This is a genomic window from Pedobacter vanadiisoli (assembly GCF_042684385.1).
Classification (GTDB): domain Bacteria; phylum Bacteroidota; class Bacteroidia; order Sphingobacteriales; family Sphingobacteriaceae; genus Pedobacter; species Pedobacter vanadiisoli.
Genome location: NZ_JBHULL010000043.1, coordinates 49,980 through 68,294, shown reverse-complemented (window position 1 = coordinate 68,294; position 18,315 = coordinate 49,980). Strand labels below are relative to the sequence as shown.

The following is an 18,315-nucleotide window of genomic DNA, read 5'->3' as shown; positions in this document are numbered from 1 at the left end:
GAAATACTTCCATTTTACGTGATTACATCTTCCATTTTTATTAAATTGCCCTCATCAATTGCTTTTTATGAAGACTTTTTTAGGTGCTGCCATGGTGAGCCTGTTCTCACTTACCGCTTTTGCCCAAAATGAGATCAGTTACACGGTTTCATTTCCCAATGCCATCCACCATGAGGCAGAGATCAGTATGTACATTCCTAACGTACCGGCAGGTACGCTAAAGGTGCGCATGAGCCGTTCTTCCCCTGGCCGGTATGCCACACATGAGTTTGGCAAAAATATATATCATTTAAAAGCTTTTGATGGCACAGGAAAACCTTTAATGGTTAATCAATCTGCCGGCGATGTATACGAAATCCCGGGCCATGGCAACAGCGTTAAAATAACCTATACCATTTTTGGCAACTGGATTGACGGTACCTATGCCGGTTTCGACGAAACGCATGCCCACATGAATATTCCGGCAACATTTGCTTTCCCGCTAGGCATGGATAACCGTGCAAGGACGGTAAAATTTAATTATGCCGGTAACCAAAACTGGAAAGTAGCTACGCAGCTAAAACCCCAGGCTGATGGAAGTTATTTTGCGCCAAACCTGCAGTATTTTATGGATAGCCCCATTGAAATAGCCGATTATAAAACCGCCAGCTGGCAGGTTAAAAATACTGACGGAAAAATGCAAACCATCCACCTGGTTTCACATGCCAACGATGATCAGCAAACCATTGATAATTATGCCGCAATGCTGAAGAAAATGGTTGATGAACATTTAGCGGTGTGGGGCGAATTTCCAACCTACGATTACGGTCACTATTACTTTTTGCATGATGTTTACCCTGATAATGCAGGCGACGGGATGGAGCATCGAAATTCGACTTCCATCGTGCAGCGTACACCAAAAATTGCTGGCTACGAATCTAATTTGCTGGGTACATTTTCGCATGAATATTTTCATAGCTGGAACGTGGAACGATTACGTCCCAAAACCCTTGAGCCCTTTAATTTCGAACATGCCAACATGAGCAATGAACTTTGGCTGGCCGAAGGCTTTACCCAATATTATGGTAACCTGCTGCTAACCCGTGCAGGTTTGAAAACAGAAGATAATGCCATACAGACTTTTAATGGATTGGTAAACGCGGTTTTACTCTCACCCGGAGCGCTCAATTTTTCGCCCATCGAAGCCAGCCGTTATGCCGTATTTGCCGATGCAGGTGTAGCGATCGACCAAACCAATAAAGCTAATATTTTTACTTCTTATTATACTTATGGAGCGGCAACTGCTCTGGCATTAGACCTCCGTTTAAGGGCTGAGTTTAAACTAACGCTTGATGATTACATGCGTGCGCTATGGAAAGCTTACGGAAAGCCAGAAATTGCCTATACCGTTCCGGATTTAGAAAAAACATTAGCAAGCTTAACTAAAAACCCATCTTTTGCAGCTACCTTCTTTAAAAAATACATTTATGGCACTGAAAAAAATGATTATGCACAACTGTTGCTAAATGCCGGCCTGGTGTTACGCAAGGCAAGTCCTGACAAAGCGTTTACAGGTTTTGGCCGCCTTAGTGTGCAAAATGGAAAGGTAATTTTACCGCAAACTTTAATCGGCACACCTGCTTATCAGGCAGGATTGGATGTAGATGATGTACTTTTAACCATTAATGGCACAGCGATAAAAGACCTAGAAACGGTTAACTCAATTACAGATGCACACAAACCTGGCGATGTACTTAATATCACTTATCTGTACCGTGGTGTAGAAAAAAGCACAAAATTAACCCTGGCTGAAAATCCGGCCTTAGAGTTAATAAGCATTGAAAAAACAGGCGGAACCTTAACAGCTGCCATGCAAAATTTCAGAACCAGCTGGTTAGGCACACAGGTTAAATCGAAAACAACTAATTAAATATAAAAATGAAGAGAATAGCCCTTTTTGCCCTATTGGGGATGGCAGGTTTGCAGCTTAAAGCGCAAAACATAGATAAAATTATTACCCGCGAATATACCGATCACCTGATTAAAACCTTAAGTGCCGATGAGATGCAGGGGCGTGCAACATTTACACCGGGTATCGATAAAGCGGCAACATTTATCGAATCAGAATTTAAAAAAATTGGCTTACAACCTTTGACAGGTGAAAAAACATTTCGCCAAACATTTAACAAATACCAGGTTGCCAATCAAAGTACCAGTGTTAAAATAGACGGACAGGAAATTGCACCCGAAAATTTAATCGTTACGGGCGTTACCTCAGAAAGTGTTTCGCTCGATAAATCAAATACTACTGTGGTTAAATTAGATCCTGATAAACCATTTGTGGCTCAGTTGAGAACCATGATGGGAGCCGGGAAAAACCAGATTGTTTTGGTGGATAGCAAATTTGCCGACCTTTTTAACCGTTACAAAGGTTATTTTGGCAAACCGGCAACAGTTGATGAAAAGGATATAAAAGCTACCACCAGTGCCGTACAGGTTTTTGTTTTAGGAAAAGATGCCGCAACAGATTTTTCGGCAAATTTTAAAAGCAAGGTAACCCAAATGCCATTGTTCAATGTGGCTGGTATGATTCCTGGTAAATCTAAAGCAAAAGAAATCGTGATTTTCTCGGGGCATTATGATCACCTTGGCTTTTTAAAGCCCGTAGAAGGTGATAGCATTGCCAATGGTGCTGATGATGATGCTTCGGGAACTACTGCAATGATTGCTCTTGCTAAATATTACAAGGCATTGAAAAACAATGAGCGCACGCTGATATTTGTCGCTTTTACCGCTGAAGAAATCGGGGGCTTCGGAGCGAAATATTTCTCTGAAAAATTAAATCCTGACGATGTGGTAGCCATGTTCAATATTGAGATGATTGGTAAGGATTCGAAATTTGGCAAGAATACCGCATTTATTACCGGTTATGAAAGATCTGATTTTGGTAAGATTTTACAGAAAAACTTAGCAGGAACCGAATTTACTTTCCATCCGGATCCGTATCCAGATCAAAACTTATTTTATAGAAGTGATAATGCAACTTTAGCTGCTTTAGGTGTTCCGGCGCATACCATCAGTACCGATAAAATCGATATCGATAAACTGTACCACAGCGTGAAAGACGAATACAGTTCTTTAGATGTAGAAAATATCTTATCTACCATTAAAGCCATTGCGAAAAGCGCAACCAGCATCGTAAATGGCACTGATACACCAACAAGAATACCAAAGTTGAATAAATAGTTAACTATAAAAACCTCGCAGATCTTTGAGATATGCGAGGTTTTAACCAAGTACGTCGTCCTCGTTTGTAACGAGGATGAATGAGAAAGGCGATTGCATCGCAAATAAGTACTACATTTCCCGCATTATAAATGCGGATCTCGCAAATCCCCGTTGCAAAGAAGACTATAGATCTCTCTCCCGACTTAATGTCTAGATTGTGCTTCAGTCGAGATGATACAAACAAAAAGGCCCCCGATTTATATTGGGAGCCTTTTTTCTTTTATTATTTACTTAAATACATCGACTTGTCTTTGTAAAGCTTGCGGAAGTAAGGATCTTCCAAGTCTTTGATGAAACGGATCGCTTCACCGGTCGATTTCATTTCAGGGCCAAGCTCTTTCGTAACCTCCGGGAATTTCTCGTAAGAGAACACCGGTTCTTTAATCGCATAACCTTGTAGCTTACGTTCGATGGTAAAATCTTTCAGTTTTGCTACACCCAGCATAATTTTCGCTGCAATGTTAATATAAGGTACATCATAAGCTTTTGCAATGAACGGAACCGTACGGGATGCCCTTGGGTTCGCTTCGATTACATAAACCTTTTCATCTTTAATGGCAAACTGGATGTTCAGTAATCCACGTACATTTAAGGCTTTGGCAATTTTGATAGAATATTCTTCCATCGCTTTAGTTACCGTTTCTGATAAACTAAAGGTTGGCAATACCGCAAACGAATCTCCTGAGTGGATACCTGCAGGTTCGATATGCTCCATCATACCCACGATATGTACTTCATCACCATCAGAAATTGAATCTGATTCTGCTTCTTCTGCCCTGTCTAAAAAGTGGTCAATCAATACACGGTTGCCCGGCAAATCACCCAGTAATTTTACCACTGCTTTCTCCAGGTCTTCATCGTTGATCACAATACTCATTCCTTGTCCGCCTAATACATAACTCGGACGAACCAGTACCGGGTAACCTACCTCATTTGCTACAAGAATTGCTTCTTCTGCATTCTCAGCAACACCATATTTCGGGTAAGGGATATCTAAATCCTTCAATAAGTCTGAAAAACGGCCGCGGTCTTCCGCAATGTCCATGTCCTCAAAAGAAGTTCCTATAATTTTGATGCCGTTTTGCGTAAGTTTCTCAGCCATTTTCAAGGCGGTTTGTCCACCAAGCTGAACAATTACGCCAACAGGTTTCTCCAGCTCGATAATTTCGCGTACATGTTCCCAGAAAACCGGTTCGAAGTAAAGTTTATCGGCCATGTTAAAGTCGGTCGAAACCGTTTCAGGGTTACAGTTCACCATGATGGCTTCGAAGCCCGATTCTTTAGCCGCCAATAAGCCGTGTACACAAGAGTAATCAAACTCAATACCCTGGCCAATACGGTTAGGACCAGAGCCTAAAACGATTACTTTTTTCCTATCTGTAGGTACCGATTCATTTTCCTCTTCGAAAGTAGAGTAATAATATGGCGTTTGTGCCGGGAATTCAGCAGCACAGGTATCAACCATTTTATATACCCTGCGGATACCTAGTTCTTTTCTGCGTGCGTAAACCTCATCTTCGGTTACATTACCCAGCAGCCACGAAATCTGCACATCCGAAAATCCTTTTTGTTTTAAGGTGTAGAAGAAATCGCGTGGGATATTGTTTAGTGAGTATCTTTTTAATTCAGTTTCTAAAGCGACAAGCTCCTGGATCTGGTTTAAGAACCATTTGTCTATTTTGGTTACCTTACGAATCGATTCTAAAGGCACACCCATTGCCATGGCATCTTTTATTAAGAACAAACGGTTCCATGAAGCATGCTCAAGGCCGTCCATAATTTCTTCGATATTACGTACTTGTCTGCCATCTGCACCTAAACCTGCACGGTTGATCTCTAAACTCTGACAAGCTTTTTGTAAAGCTTCGATGAACGTACGGCCGATAGCCATTACCTCACCTACCGATTTCATTTGCAAACCAAGCTCTTTGTTTGCGCCTTTAAATTTATCAAAGTTCCAGCGTGGTACTTTAACGATTACGTAATCTAAAGTTGGTTCGAAATAAGCAGAAGTAGTTTTGGTAATCTGGTTTTCGATTTCATCCAGGTTGTAACCTATAGCTAACTTAGCTGCGATTTTAGCAATCGGATAACCGGTTGCCTTACTTGCCAATGCTGATGAACGCGATACACGTGGGTTGATTTCGATGGCGATGATTTCGTCATCTACCGGATTAACCGAGAACTGAACATTACAACCACCTGCAAAATTACCGATTGCGCGCATCATTTTAATCGCCTGGTTACGCATTTCCTGGTAGCAGCGGTCAGAAAGTGTCATGGCTGGAGCAACCGTAATCGAATCTCCGGTGTGGATACCCATCGGGTCGAAGTTTTCGATCGAACAGATAATGATTACGTTATCGTTGCTATCTCTTAACAATTCCAACTCATACTCTTTCCAGCCTAAAACTGCTTTTTCTACCAAGACCTCGTGGGTTGGCGAAGCTTCCAGGCCGCGTTTTAAAGCAGCATCAAACTCTTCTTTTCTGTGTACGAAACCACCACCAGAACCACCCAGGGTATATGAAGGACGGATTACCAATGGATAGCCGATTTCTTGTGCAGCCTCTTTACCTTCTAAAAATGAATTGGCAATTTTAGATTGTGCAACACCAACACCGATATCAACCATTAACTGGCGGAAAGACTCACGGTTTTCTGTTTTTTCAATCGCATCAACATCTACACCAACTACTTTTACGCCATATTTTTCCCAAACACCACGTTCTTCAGCCTCTTTACAAAGGTTTAACGCTGTTTGACCGCCCATTGTAGGAAGTACCGCATCAATTCTTGGCAAATCCGCAGAGTCAATATGCTCTTGTAAAATAACCTCTATTGAATCAACAGTTAACGGCCGCAGGTAAACATGGTCGGCGATAACCTTATCCGTCATAATAGTAGCCGGATTGGAGTTGATAATGGAAACGGTAATCCCTTCTTCTTTTAAAGAAAGGGCCGCTTGCGAGCCCGAGTAATCAAATTCACAGGCCTGGCCAATAATAATTGGTCCGGATCCTATAATCAGTACTGAGCGGATGGAAGTGTCTTTAGGCATGATAAAGCTTAAACAATAATTAAAATTCTAAAGTGTTGAACCCGAAGGTGAAGAAGCAAGAAGGTTTTTTGCTTGTTATGAGGAAAATCCCAACTGTTCTGTCGGGATGCAAAGATACATCTTTGGCGCGAGTTTGGGACGTTTTTTTTAAAATAAAAAAGAGTGCGATTTAAGCACTCTTTTTAGATTTTTCTTTTGCGAAATGAGCTACTGTAATAATTTAATTTCGCCTAAATCAGTGGTGGCACTATCTTTCACAGCCACCTTCTCAATTACTGCATCTTTATATGGTGCATTAGCTTTTACCACAACAGTATAAACACCTTCTTTGAGGTTGGTAAAAGTAAAAACACCTTGACTGATCTGTGCTTTTAGCGTGTCTGTTGCTGCGACAAGCGAAACGCCAGAAGCGGCATCACTTGGTGTAATTTTTCCGACTATCCCACCCAATTTAATATTTGTAAAGGCAATTGAACCTAAAGCAAAAACAATTAAAAGAGATAATGCAACACATAACTTTTTCATGATATAACGTTTTAGTTGTTAATGTCCGAAATAAATAACAGCATTTAGTACAAAAAGTTTTAAATAATGAACACTATTTTCATGATTGTACTATAAATTATACATGAGTGTAAAAGTCAACCGTATGGTTTTTGTTATAAATGTTAATTATTGTTAAAAGAATTTTGTAAAAACGGGCCTATTGGTCACAATTAAGTCACGAAGTTGTGATACCCGAAATATTGGCAATAATGTTGTAATAAGCAAAACACATATACGTTTTGTATATACTTTAGATAAAGATCTAAAGCTTCCTCCGCGGATTAGTTACCCGCCATGAGGATTTCTTCATAAATAGTTTGTTTGGTTTATTATCCGGTTGGAGGAGCCCTCCTCAACCGGATTTTTTCTTTTACATTTGACCGTATTCAGAAAACGTATCGTGAATAAAAACATTAAAAAGATTGCAATTGTTGGCCCGGAAAGTACGGGGAAATCTACTATATCTCAGTTGCTTGCAAAATATTATAAAGTTCCGTGGGTGCCTGAGTATGCCCGTTACTATTGCGAAAACCTGGTCGCCGATTACACCCTGCAGGATGAAGTGAATATGTACTATGGGCAGGTCGCTTTAGAGGATGCCATTTTAGTAACTACCGAAAGTGATTTTATTATCTGCGATACTACTTTTATCACGGTAAAAATCTGGAGCGACGAAGTACTCGGTGAAACACCTCAGGTGGTATTGGATGCACTACCGAAAAAGCCGTATGATTTGTACCTGCTCATGGATATCGATTTGCCATGGCAAGACGATCCGCTGCGCGACTTCCCGGATAAACGGGAGTATTTTATGCAGGTTTGGCATAACGAACTCCGTGCCTTAAATGCAAATTATAAAGTAGTTGGCGGTTTGGGCGATGAGCGGGCAGGCAATGCGATCAAGGCAATTGATAGCTTTTTGTCCAGAATCTAAGAGGATATTATAATTTTTGGAAAGCGGGCTGAAAATGCCAAAGGGGTAGAACCTTTCATTTCCAACTAATAATAGAATATTTTTCTTTTCAGGAAATGAAAAGACAGTGTTTTATGGCAACTGTAGTCCCGCCATCCGTTGTACTAAATCTAAAATGCAAAAATCAGCTGTTAGGTAATCTGTTGTTAAAGATTTAAGTCAGAAAATATCAAAAAACACGCTTATTGACAAATATTTTCTACATTTGCTCCATCATTAGGGGTGCCTTGTTTAAAAAAACACAAAAACAGGCTGAGATCATACCCATTTTATGGTGGAAGGTAAAAGGTGAAAGGTAAAAGGTTCTGCATGTTGCAAAGACCCTAAGCCCTAAGCCTCTAAACCCTAAACCTTAAATGCACCTGATCCGGGTAATGCCGGCGTAGGGATTGGAGTTATGGAAGTTTAACTTAAATCGGGGAAACCCCTTTTCCGATGTGTTTAACTAAAAATAAAAACATTGAAAAATTTACTTTTTGCAGCGCTCGTTGCAATATTGCCCTACTTTGTATCGGCACAGATTTCTGTTACAGGGAAAGTTACGGATCAAAACCAGCAATCCCTTCCGGGTGCTACGGTTAAATTAAGGAATCAAAAAACAGCGGTTGTGAGTGATGCCAGTGGAAATTACACCATTACAAACCTTTCGGCCCGAAAATATACCGTCGTTGTGAGTTATGTTGGCTATAAATCGGTGGAAAAAACGATAGACCTTACACAGAGTGCAACTTTAGACTTCAGCCTGTCGCCGCAAAATTTCCTGGCTGATGAGGTAATTGTGCGTGCAACCCGTGCGACAGACAAATCGGCAACTACTTATAAGAATATCAGCAAAGAAGAAATCCAGCAGAATAATTTCGGACAGGATCTGCCTTTTATCCTACAAAATACCCCGGGTGTAGTGGTTAACTCTGATGCAGGTGCCGGTGTGGGTTATACCGGTATCCGAATCCGTGGGAGCGATAACAGCCGGATTAACGTAACAGTTAACGGTATTCCGATCAATGATAGCGAAAGCCAGGGGACGTTTTATGTGAACATGCCCGATTTTGCTTCTTCTGTAGATAACGTACAGATCCAACGTGGTGTTGGTACCTCAACCAATGGTGCAGGTGCATTTGGCGCTAGTTTGAACATCCAGACCACCGCCAGCGAAACTGAGCCCTACGCCGAATTGAATAATACTTACGGTAGTTTCAATACCTGGAAAAACACCGTAAAAGTGGGAACGGGCCTGATTAACAACCGTTTCAGCTTTGATGGCCGTTTATCGAGAATCAGTTCTGATGGTTATGTAGACCGCGGATCTTCATTGTTAAAATCGTATTTTCTATCGGGTGCCTACCACGGAGATAAAGATTTACTGCGCGTAAACGTGTTCTCTGGAAATGAGAAAACCTACCAGTCGTGGAATGGTATTCCTCAATCGCGCCTGGAAAATGATGTGGCCGGGATGAATGCCTATATCGAACGGAATGGCCTGAGCGCTGAAGATGCGGCTAACCTTTTAAACTCTGGCCGGAGGTACAATAGTTTCCTTTACAATAACCAAACAGATAATTATGTTCAGAACCACTATCAGCTAATTTATGCCCGCCAGTTTTCTGATCAGTTTTCTTTTAATGGCGCGTTGCATTATACCAAAGGTGAAGGCTATTATGAAGAATACAGGGTACAGGATAAACTGACTGCTTATGGCTTAAACCCCGTTCTTATTCCTGGCGGAAGCCCGGTTACCAAAACTGATTTAATCCGTCGCCGCTGGCTGGATAATGATTTTTACGGGCTTACCTATGCTTTTAATTATGCGCCTCAAAAAAAGTTAAACTTTACTTTGGGGGGTGCCTACAATGAATATAAAGGCGCGCACTTTGGGCAGGTAATCTGGGCACAATATGCCTCAAATGGAAATATCGACAGGCATTACTATGATAACGACGGTTTTAAAACCGATTTTAATGTTTATGGTAAGGTAAATTATAGTCCTGTTGAAGATTTAAGTTTATTTGCCGACCTGCAATACCGCCGCGTATATTATGATATAGCCGGAACAGAAAACAAGTTGAATACTTTGGCAATTAACCAAACCTTAAATTTCTTTAACCCTAAATTTGGCGCTACTTATTTTATCAACCCACAGAGCAATGTTTATGCTTCGTTCAGCGTGGCCAATAAAGAACCTAACCGCGATGATTATACCGATGCAGCGGCAGGCGCGACCCCTAAACCAGAAAGGCTGAACGATGTAGAATTGGGTTACCGTTTTAAGAATGACCAATTTAATATAGGTGCAAATGCTTACGGCATGTTCTATAAAAACCAATTGGTGGTTACCGGCAAAATAAACGATGTGGGCGGGAATTTCCGTCAAAATGTAGACCGCAGTTACCGCTTAGGGATAGAGCTTGATGGTTCCTATATCATTAGCAAACAGTTTATTGTAAATGCAAACGCTGCTGTAAGCCGCAATAAAATTAAAAACTTTACCGAATATTACGACGATTACGACAACGGAGGCCAGGTGGTAAACAACTATCAGCTTACTGATATTTCCTACTCACCGCGTGCAGTACTTTTTGGCGAATTGGTTTACAAGCCTGTTAGTGGTTTTGCCATTGCTTTACAAAGCAAATACGTAAGCAAACAGTATTTAGATAACACCCAAAATAACGACCGCACCATTAACGGTTACTGGGTAAGCAATGCCCGTTTAGGCTACGATTTTAAATTTGCAGGGGTTAAAAACATCAATCTGGGCTTATTGGTTAATAATATCTTCGATAAGCGTTACGAAAACAATGGTTATACTTATGGCTATCAGTTTGGTGGTAGCAGAATTACCGAAAATTTCTTTTACCCGCAGGCAGGAACCAACTTTTTACTAAGCCTTAACGTAAAGTTTTAAGTAAGCAGAAAGACTGAAACATAAAGCTTAAATCGTCATTGGGTACAAACGCTCAATGACGATTTTGTTTATATTGGGATCGTATAATCCTTAAAAAATATAAATCCTGAGCACAATCACCATGAAATACATCGAAAAGTTCCAGTACATTACCCACGATATCCCAAACCTAACGCACATTGAACAGACCCAACTGGCTTGCGAAGCGGGAGCAAAATGGATTCAATACCGTTGTTTGAGCAAAAGTGACGAAGAGCTCTTAAAAGATATTAAAGCAATAGCCGAAATCTGTGATGATTGGGGTACAACACTGATTGTTACTGATCACATTCATTTAAATGGGAAAGCCGATATTCAGGGTTTTCATATAGAAGATATGGATGCCGATTTTATTACGCTGCGAAAACTGGTTGGCCATGACATTACTCTCGGTGGATCTGCAAATACAGTAGAAAATCTAATGAGACTTGCCCGCGAAGGGGCTGATTATGCGGGTTATGGCCCATTTGCAGAGACTGAAACCAAACCCAATAATCTACCCCTTGTAGGAATTGAAAATTATTACAAAGCAGTACAGGAGCTTAAAGCGGCAAATAGTCAGTTACGCGTTTTAGCGGTAGGTGGTATTAAAATTTACGATGTTGAAACCTTAATGCAAACCGGTATTTATGGCATAGCCGTTTCTGGGGCTGTTAATTCGGCTGATGATTTTATTGAAGCTTATCAGAATTTTCACGATGCCGTAAAAAGTTAAATTATATCCAATAGCCTTACAGTACGCTACATACTACTTGCATCTATTTCTTATATTCGCAACATGTCATCACATCATATTGTAAAAGAAAAACAAGAACCGGCTTTATATATCGACGAGCTAGGGGATTTTAACGAAGAGCTTCTGGGGCAACTGCTCGAATGGAGTCCTACACTTTTGGTTAACGGAGAAAACTACGATAAGATTTTTTCGTTGGGCTTAAAGATTGATGTACTGGTAAATGGGAACGGGCAGGAAGCACAGGAAAATACAAAAGTTGTTCAGGGGCCTGTTGATGCTTTAATGGTAGCTGTTAATTATCTGTACGAAGAGAAATATCCGGCAGTAAATGTAATCGCTAAAAAATTCGACCTCGAAAAATTTGCAGGATTTGAAGACAAGATTAACCTTGTGGTATTTACCGAAAGGGCAAAGCACTATCCCATACGATCGGGATTCTCTGTCTGGAAACCTGCCGGAAGCGAATTTCTGATCCATGGTAACCGGTATATAGAAGTAACTAACCTGGCGCAGAATGAAGAAGAAATTTTTATCGTAGTTAAAGATGGCTTTGTAGAATTTACCTTTTCCGGACAACCAATTTTTATTAGCGAACCTATATGATTACCCTCAGAAAAGCGAAAGAACAAGATATCGAAATCATCAGGGATATTGCTGCGGCAACCTGGCCATCAACCTACCTAGATATTATAGGGCAGGCACAGATTGATTATATGTTGGATAAAATGTATAACAAAGGGGAGTTACTGAATCAATTGATGGACGGATACATTTACCTGATTGCAGAAGAAGGAGAAAATCAACTCGGTTTTGCTGGGTATTCTATTATCGACCACGAAGCACGCATTTACAAATTGCAAAAACTATATGTGCTGCCATCAGCACAGGGAAAGGGTGTTGGGAAAATCTTAATAAACGAAGTTTTTAACAAGGTAAAAGATGCAGGGGCAAGTGCTTTACAATTGAATGTAAACAAGGGTAATAAAGCCAAAGATTTTTACCTGAAAGGCGGTTTTACCATTAAAGAATCGGTAAAGCTTGATATAGGTGAGGGTTATTTTATGGATGATTATATCATGGAATATAAGTTTTAAACCTTCGAGGGCTGTCTTCAGGAAATTGTTTCAGGATCCTATAGCAGGATAAATGCTGAAACAAGTTCAGCAGCACGAGTGCCCGGGATGTCAGTCTCTTAAATTTGTAATCCTGAGCCTGTCGAAGGACCAACCTAAATATTATAAAGTGTTTCGACAGGCTCAACATGACAGATCTTAACTGATAGTATGATCTCCTTTTTTACGGCTAATTCTTCATCCTTCCCTGCTCAGCTTCTGTACCTGTTGAGCGACGACGGGCCGGTTTAATCTCATTTTTGCCAAAACGGTAAGTGAAACTGATCCTACCTATCTGACTTTCGTTCTTTTGGCGTACTTCGTAGGTTAAACCAGAGTAAATACTCGATAAATTGGTTTTATAGGTGTTAAATACATCAGATAATGCTAATTTTAAACTTGCCTTTTTATTAAATAGCGATTTACTCAAACCAGCATCAATAGAGTAGCGGGGTCTGATGGCAAAAGTACCATAATCAAGCGGCGACTCGTAGCTGCCATTCAGTTCTGCCGTAAAACCGCTCATAATCGTAAAGGTTTGCTGTGCTTTAAACTGGAAGGATGTTTTTCCGGTTTTTAATGCATTTCCAGCTAAATCTGGCGCCTTAAAACTCAGGTAAAAAACATTTAAGTTATTGTTCATCTGCCACCATTTGGTTACCTGAACGGGGATATTCAAATTGGCATTATAACTGATGTTTTTGGCAAGGTTTGCATTGGTTTGATATAAAGCTTTTTGAGCAGTATCAGGTAAAAGTACCTCCATAATGACGTCGTTAACCCTGCTATAACCAATTGATAGCATATATTTTTGTAATAAAGTATAGCTCAACTCAAAATTATTGGTGTATTGTGGGTTCAAAAAAGGATTACCTTTATTATAGGTATATTGATCAAGGTAATATATAAAAGGATTTAAGGCATCATAACTTGGCCGATCGATCCTCCTGCTGTAAGAGAAACCCAGTTGATGGTTTTTTGAAAGGGTCTGTTGAACAAATAATGTTGGGAAAAAATCCCAATAACTCCGCTCAACCACGGTATTGTTGGTGATTAAATTCCCTTTCGAATTGGTCTGTTCTACTCTTAATCCAACCTGTACACTCGTATTTTTAAATTGTTTATTTAAATTAGTATAAGCCGCATTTACATTTTCATCGTAAATAAACTGATTACTACGCCTCACATCGTTCTGCCAGTTATTGTTCACAAATTCTTCGGCCTGAAGATCGTTATTGGTTTTAACCCAGCTGCTTTTTACACCGGCTTCCAATTTTACCGTTTTACTCAATGAAACATTATAATCAACCTTAAAAGCCTTAATATCGATTATAGAAGGTGTATTGTTTCTGGTGTAAACAATAGGGCGCATTCTCTCTCCATTGGCAAACAGGTAATCGTTATCATATTTTGAACCGTCATTCCCGGTGTACCTCGAATAATCAACATCTGCCGAAATTTCTGAACCAGCAGTATCTAAAACCGATTTATAGTTCAGGTTATAAGACAGGTTATTATACTTATTGGTTTGGAGTGTATTTGAAATTAATATAGAATCTACTTTTTGAAAAGATGGACCAATTAACGTATTATTTACAGATGCTTCTGTTCCGTGGTTAAAATAGCCGTTTACCAATACCCCAATGGTATTGTTCTTGTCGATAAAATAATCCAGGCCTGCCTTAAAGTTATTATTCTGTTGCTTTCTAAGACTGCTGCCAACCTGCATAAAATAGGTGTCTGGCGTTCCATTGGAAATCCGATCGATGTCGATGAGGTTGTCGCGCCCATTTCTTCCATAATTATAGTTACCAAAAAGATTGAGTTTTTGTGTCCTGTGGTTTAGGTTTAAACCTGCATTTCCCCTAAAGTTTTTGCCATAACCGGCAGTTCCAGTTACACTGCCATTGGTTCCGCCATTTTTATTTTTCTTCGTTTTGATGTTGATAATGCCCGAATTGCCAGAGGCATCATATTTGGAAGAAGGATTGGTAATCAGTTCAATGCTTTCTATTTCAGAGCTCTGCATATTACGTAGCAGGTTCGCTACATCGGCACTGCTCATATAAGTTTGTTTTCCATCCAATTGAATCAATACACCCTGTTTACCCATCATCGAAATCTTATCATTCTGATCAACCGTTACGCCCGGTGCTTTTTGTAAAACTTCGAGCGCAGTAGAACCCGTCATAATCGAACTATTCGAAACGTTCATTACAAGTTTATCCATTTTCCTTTCGATTAAGGGTTTGGTTGCCGCCACGTTTACTTCTTTTAAGTTTTGAGTATTTGCAATAAGCTGTGCCGATCCAAAATCTACCTTTTGATTATCTTCTGTCAGAACAATGGTTTTACTTTTAAGTGTTTGATAACCCATACTACTGGCTTTATAAAAATAGCTCCCCTTGCCAGGAATACTAAAATTAAATGTCCCGTTTGGATCGGTAAAAGCCGTTTTAACCACACTTGAATCGGCTGCTTTAAAGAGCACTACAGTAACGTAATCTGCAGGTTTTTTGGCTTCGTCTAAAATTACCCCGCTGATGTTAGGCTTGGGATTTGTTTGTGCAAAGCCTGCCATAACAGTAAAAAAAAGGGCAATAGTTATTGTTATTCTGTAAAATGTTTTCATGTTTAGGTATTTATTCTTAAAAAAAACGGGCAAAAAGATTTCTATGCCGCATGTTCATGCGCTTTCAATTTAATTGCTTGCTTATTTTAAAGTTTAGCCGGAAACGAAAGGTTTCCGTTGCTTAGTTATAGATAAGACGACCGTTTTTTGAAAAGGTTACAGGGATTTTGAAAAAGTCTGGAGTTGGGAGTCCGAAGTATATATCGCGTAACCTTAATGTAGTTTTCCCAATAAACTCATGACCAATAAGCTAATAAACAAAAAAGCCATAGATCAATAGGTTTACCCAATCTTTCTATGGCTTTAAAATTCTTTATGGAGCTATTATTTCACGCCCAACACATCAACGCCTTGTTCAAAAACAACATCAACGGGAATATTTTTTTTGGTCAACCGTTCAAGATCTGTTTGCAGTTCAGGATGGATAATCGCTTTTTCTTTTTGTGCTTTTTCTACCGCAGCTTTATCGCCATTACCTTGAAGGGTAAGGATAAAAGCGCTTAAATCGTTCATTGCGGTTGCAAATTTTTCGAAATTTACTTTGTAAGTGCCTTTGGCTGTACGTTCAAAAGCTCCTTTTTCCTGAAAATAATTAAAACACTGCATGTTGGCCTTTCCGTGTGCTTCAGAAACACCAAAACGCACTGAACGCAAAATGCCGGCCATAAACGTAGTATAATAATCCCTTATATCGCCCTTTAACTCGCCTTTTTTGAGTAAACCGGTTACCATGTATAACCCTAAAATATCGGCCTTACCTTCTTCCAGCCAGCTGTATTGTTCTTTTAATGCTGCACGCACATAACCTTTTCCGGTAATCGTTTTTTTAATTCCTAAGCCATGGGCAACTTCGTGAAACATCACGTTTGCAAAAAAAGCATCGAACTTGATGTACTGTTGCTGGTCGGCTTCAATTAATTCTTTTGATATTGGTACCAGGATCTTATCAAATTTTGCCTGCATTGCATTTTTCAATTGCGAACGGCGGGTACCTTTTTCCTGCTGAATTTTTTCATCGTTCGGGAGATTAACGGCGATGGTTTTTGATCCCGCATTACAGTCTCCTGCATAATAAACTACATCGTATGCATTTAGCTCAGAGTCAGTTCCGGGTGTTTCTGTTTTGTATTTTGCCGCCACAGGAAGGTTTTTCTGTAATTCGGGTAGTATTTTTACATACTTTGCCAAACGCTTACTCCACTCTTTGTCTTTGATCAAAACATAGGCCTCGTAGCTGGTGCGGGCATTAAAGAGTTTGTCTTCGTAATTTTCAATCGGGCCGATAATAATATCCAGGCCATTGGTTTTCATATCTAACCAGGCATAATCACTTGCGGTAAAATTATCTGTTACCAGGGCATCGGCCCTTAAGTTTAAATATTTTTTTAAACCCGCATCCTCAGCAATCAGAGCGGCCTGTTTTAACAATGAGCTTGCTTTTTGTAATTCTGAAGCGAATAATACATGATAAGGTACAGTTGATAATTTGCCTGTGCTGTCTTTTTTAACAACAGAATACGCACCAAATTTATCGTTAAGGTCAGATTTTTCTATGGCTTCTTTTGTAATTCCGTATGGATAAAAAGAACCTCCTTCCGGTTTGGGGCCTACACCTTCAACAAAAGGTTTATCGTTATTTAACCTATCCCATGGACCATAGTTGATATTAACAAAATCGCGTGTTTTTTCATCTTTAATGGTGGCCAGCAGGCTATCTCTTTGTGGGTAGGCTTGTTTCCAGTAAAGCTGATCCATAATTTCTGCAGCCTGAATTAACAAGGGCAAAATTTTACGATCGTTAACACTTAACTGATTAATATTGGAAGTTAATTTTACCCTTTCGTAAATGGGTAACCTTTGGGCAACATAATTGGTAAGACTGTCTTTTTGTACTACCACAGTTTTTTCATCTTTAGATTTATTATTGCCGGTACAAGACGGTAATGCACCTACTGAAATAGCTACTGCTGATAAAAACAGGGTTGATCTGTATAAATTCTTCATATTAAAGTATATCGCTGCTAAATTAGTAAAATTTGAAAGCTTTGTATAAAGTTTGATGCATTGGGCGAAGTTTAACATAACTTTGTAACTTCGGATAGCTAACCTTCACGCCATGTTATTTTCCAGGTCATCAAAATCATTATCTATTTCAGCTTTTGCTCTTGTACTCATCTTTTCTGCCTGTGGAAGCAGCAAATACGCTGCAACAGAAAAAATCTATAAAGAAAAGGTAAAAGGTTTTTCGAAAATAATCAACGCCACACCGCCTGTTGGCCAGCTATACGATTCTTTAAAAGCAACAAACCAGGAATGGGTTGGTTCTGTAAATTTTGGGATACGTAAACCTAATTTCGTGGTGATCCACCATACCGCACAGGATAGTTTGGCACAAACCATCAAGACGTTCTTCTCAACCAAGGCCGGTACCAGTGCACATTACGTCATCAGTCGCGATGGTAAGGTGGTTCATATGGTAAACGATTATCTGCGTGCAAACCATGCCGGAATAAGTAAATGGGGCAAAGATACCGACCTTAATTCTTCATCAATCGGTATTGAGCTGGATAATAATGGCTTAACAGACCCATGGCCAGATGCGCAGATTAATAGCCTGCTTAAGCTTTTAGCCACCCTGAAAAAAAACTATAGCATTCCAACTGCCAATTTTATCGGTCATGCAGATATTGCACCTAAACGTAAAAACGACCCCAAAAACTTCCCGTGGAAAAAACTGGCCGATAATGGTTTTGGTTATTGGTACGATGATATATTGAAAAACCCACCCGCAGATTTTAATACCGAAATGGCTTTAAGGTATATTGGTTATGATACGAGCAACCTGCCAGCGGCAATTACTGCATTTAAAATCCATTTTATACAGAGTGATATCACACCAACTTTAACACCTGTTGATATTTTAGTGTTGTATAATGTTTATACAAAGTATTAGGGGGATAGAGTGGAGCGTTTGGCAGTTAGCGGAAATTAGTTGGAAAGTCGAAAGACCGGGGCCGAAGTTTATTTGCGGTTAAATAATAGAA

At 39.8% G+C, this 18,315-nt stretch carries 12 protein-coding genes; 8 read left to right on the top strand and 4 right to left on the bottom strand.

Features of this window, described 5'->3' with window-relative positions; translation table 11 throughout:
- Positions 1-67 precede the first annotated feature (67 nt).
- Entirely contained in the window at positions 68-1,909 is a 1,842-nt protein-coding gene (locus ACFSR6_RS20470; RefSeq protein ID WP_379082415.1) for a M61 family metallopeptidase, read from the top strand.
- An 8-nt stretch (positions 1,910-1,917) separates the two neighbouring features.
- Positions 1,918-3,225, top strand: coding sequence for a M20/M25/M40 family metallo-hydrolase (locus tag ACFSR6_RS20465; protein ID WP_379082413.1), 1,308 nt, complete (start codon positions 1,918-1,920; stop codon positions 3,223-3,225).
- Positions 3,226-3,490: 265 nt separating this feature from the next.
- Here ACFSR6_RS20465 and carB read toward each other — a convergent pair whose 3' ends face one another.
- Together carB and ACFSR6_RS20455 are read right to left on the bottom strand one after the other, a co-directional pair.
- Positions 3,491-6,328, bottom strand: a complete 2,838-nt coding sequence (gene carB, locus ACFSR6_RS20460) for a carbamoyl-phosphate synthase large subunit (RefSeq protein ID WP_379082410.1) — start codon at positions 6,326-6,328, stop codon at positions 3,491-3,493.
- A 207-nt stretch (positions 6,329-6,535) separates the two neighbouring features.
- Positions 6,536-6,853 carry a peptidase associated/transthyretin-like domain-containing protein gene (locus ACFSR6_RS20455; RefSeq protein ID WP_379082408.1) on the bottom strand — a complete coding sequence of 106 codons (318 nt, stop codon included), beginning with the start codon at positions 6,851-6,853 and terminating at the stop codon, positions 6,536-6,538.
- Positions 6,854-7,274: 421 nt separating this feature from the next.
- Here ACFSR6_RS20455 and ACFSR6_RS20450 point away from each other — a divergent pair, with 421 nt between their 5' ends.
- From ACFSR6_RS20450 to ACFSR6_RS20430, 5 genes are all read left to right on the top strand, one after another.
- Positions 7,275-7,808, top strand: coding sequence for an AAA family ATPase (locus ACFSR6_RS20450; RefSeq protein WP_379082407.1), 534 nt, complete (start codon positions 7,275-7,277; stop codon positions 7,806-7,808).
- Between the two features lie 499 nt (positions 7,809-8,307).
- Positions 8,308-10,752, top strand: a complete 2,445-nt coding sequence (locus ACFSR6_RS20445) for a TonB-dependent receptor (protein WP_379082405.1) — start codon at positions 8,308-8,310, stop codon at positions 10,750-10,752.
- Between the two features lie 121 nt (positions 10,753-10,873).
- Positions 10,874-11,506, top strand: coding sequence for a thiamine phosphate synthase (locus ACFSR6_RS20440; RefSeq protein ID WP_379082402.1), 633 nt, complete (start codon positions 10,874-10,876; stop codon positions 11,504-11,506).
- Between the two features lie 63 nt (positions 11,507-11,569).
- On the top strand, positions 11,570-12,130 hold the full coding sequence (locus tag ACFSR6_RS20435; RefSeq protein WP_379082399.1) for a thiamine pyrophosphokinase: 561 nt from the start codon (positions 11,570-11,572) through the stop codon (positions 12,128-12,130).
- Complete coding sequence (locus tag ACFSR6_RS20430; protein WP_379082396.1) at positions 12,127-12,621, top strand: GNAT family N-acetyltransferase; 495 nt, start codon at positions 12,127-12,129, stop codon at positions 12,619-12,621. The genes ACFSR6_RS20435 and ACFSR6_RS20430 overlap by 4 nt, the downstream gene beginning before the upstream one ends.
- A gap of 208 nt (positions 12,622-12,829) precedes the next feature.
- On the opposite strand, the gene ACFSR6_RS20425 is transcribed toward ACFSR6_RS20430, so the two are convergent.
- Both ACFSR6_RS20425 and ACFSR6_RS20420 read right to left on the bottom strand, forming a co-directional pair.
- Positions 12,830-15,271 carry a TonB-dependent receptor domain-containing protein gene (locus ACFSR6_RS20425; protein ID WP_379082393.1) on the bottom strand — a complete coding sequence of 814 codons (2,442 nt, stop codon included), beginning with the start codon at positions 15,269-15,271 and terminating at the stop codon, positions 12,830-12,832.
- Positions 15,272-15,595: 324 nt separating this feature from the next.
- Positions 15,596-17,275 (bottom strand): dipeptidyl-peptidase 3 family protein, encoded by a 1,680-nt coding sequence (locus ACFSR6_RS20420; RefSeq protein ID WP_379082390.1) that lies wholly within the window; start codon positions 17,273-17,275, stop codon positions 15,596-15,598.
- 112 nt (positions 17,276-17,387) lie between these two features.
- Here ACFSR6_RS20420 and ACFSR6_RS20415 point away from each other — a divergent pair, with 112 nt between their 5' ends.
- Positions 17,388-18,224: an N-acetylmuramoyl-L-alanine amidase gene (locus ACFSR6_RS20415; protein ID WP_379082388.1), complete on the top strand. Its 837-nt coding sequence runs from the start codon at positions 17,388-17,390 to the stop codon at positions 18,222-18,224.
- The last annotated feature ends 91 nt before the right edge of the window (positions 18,225-18,315 follow it).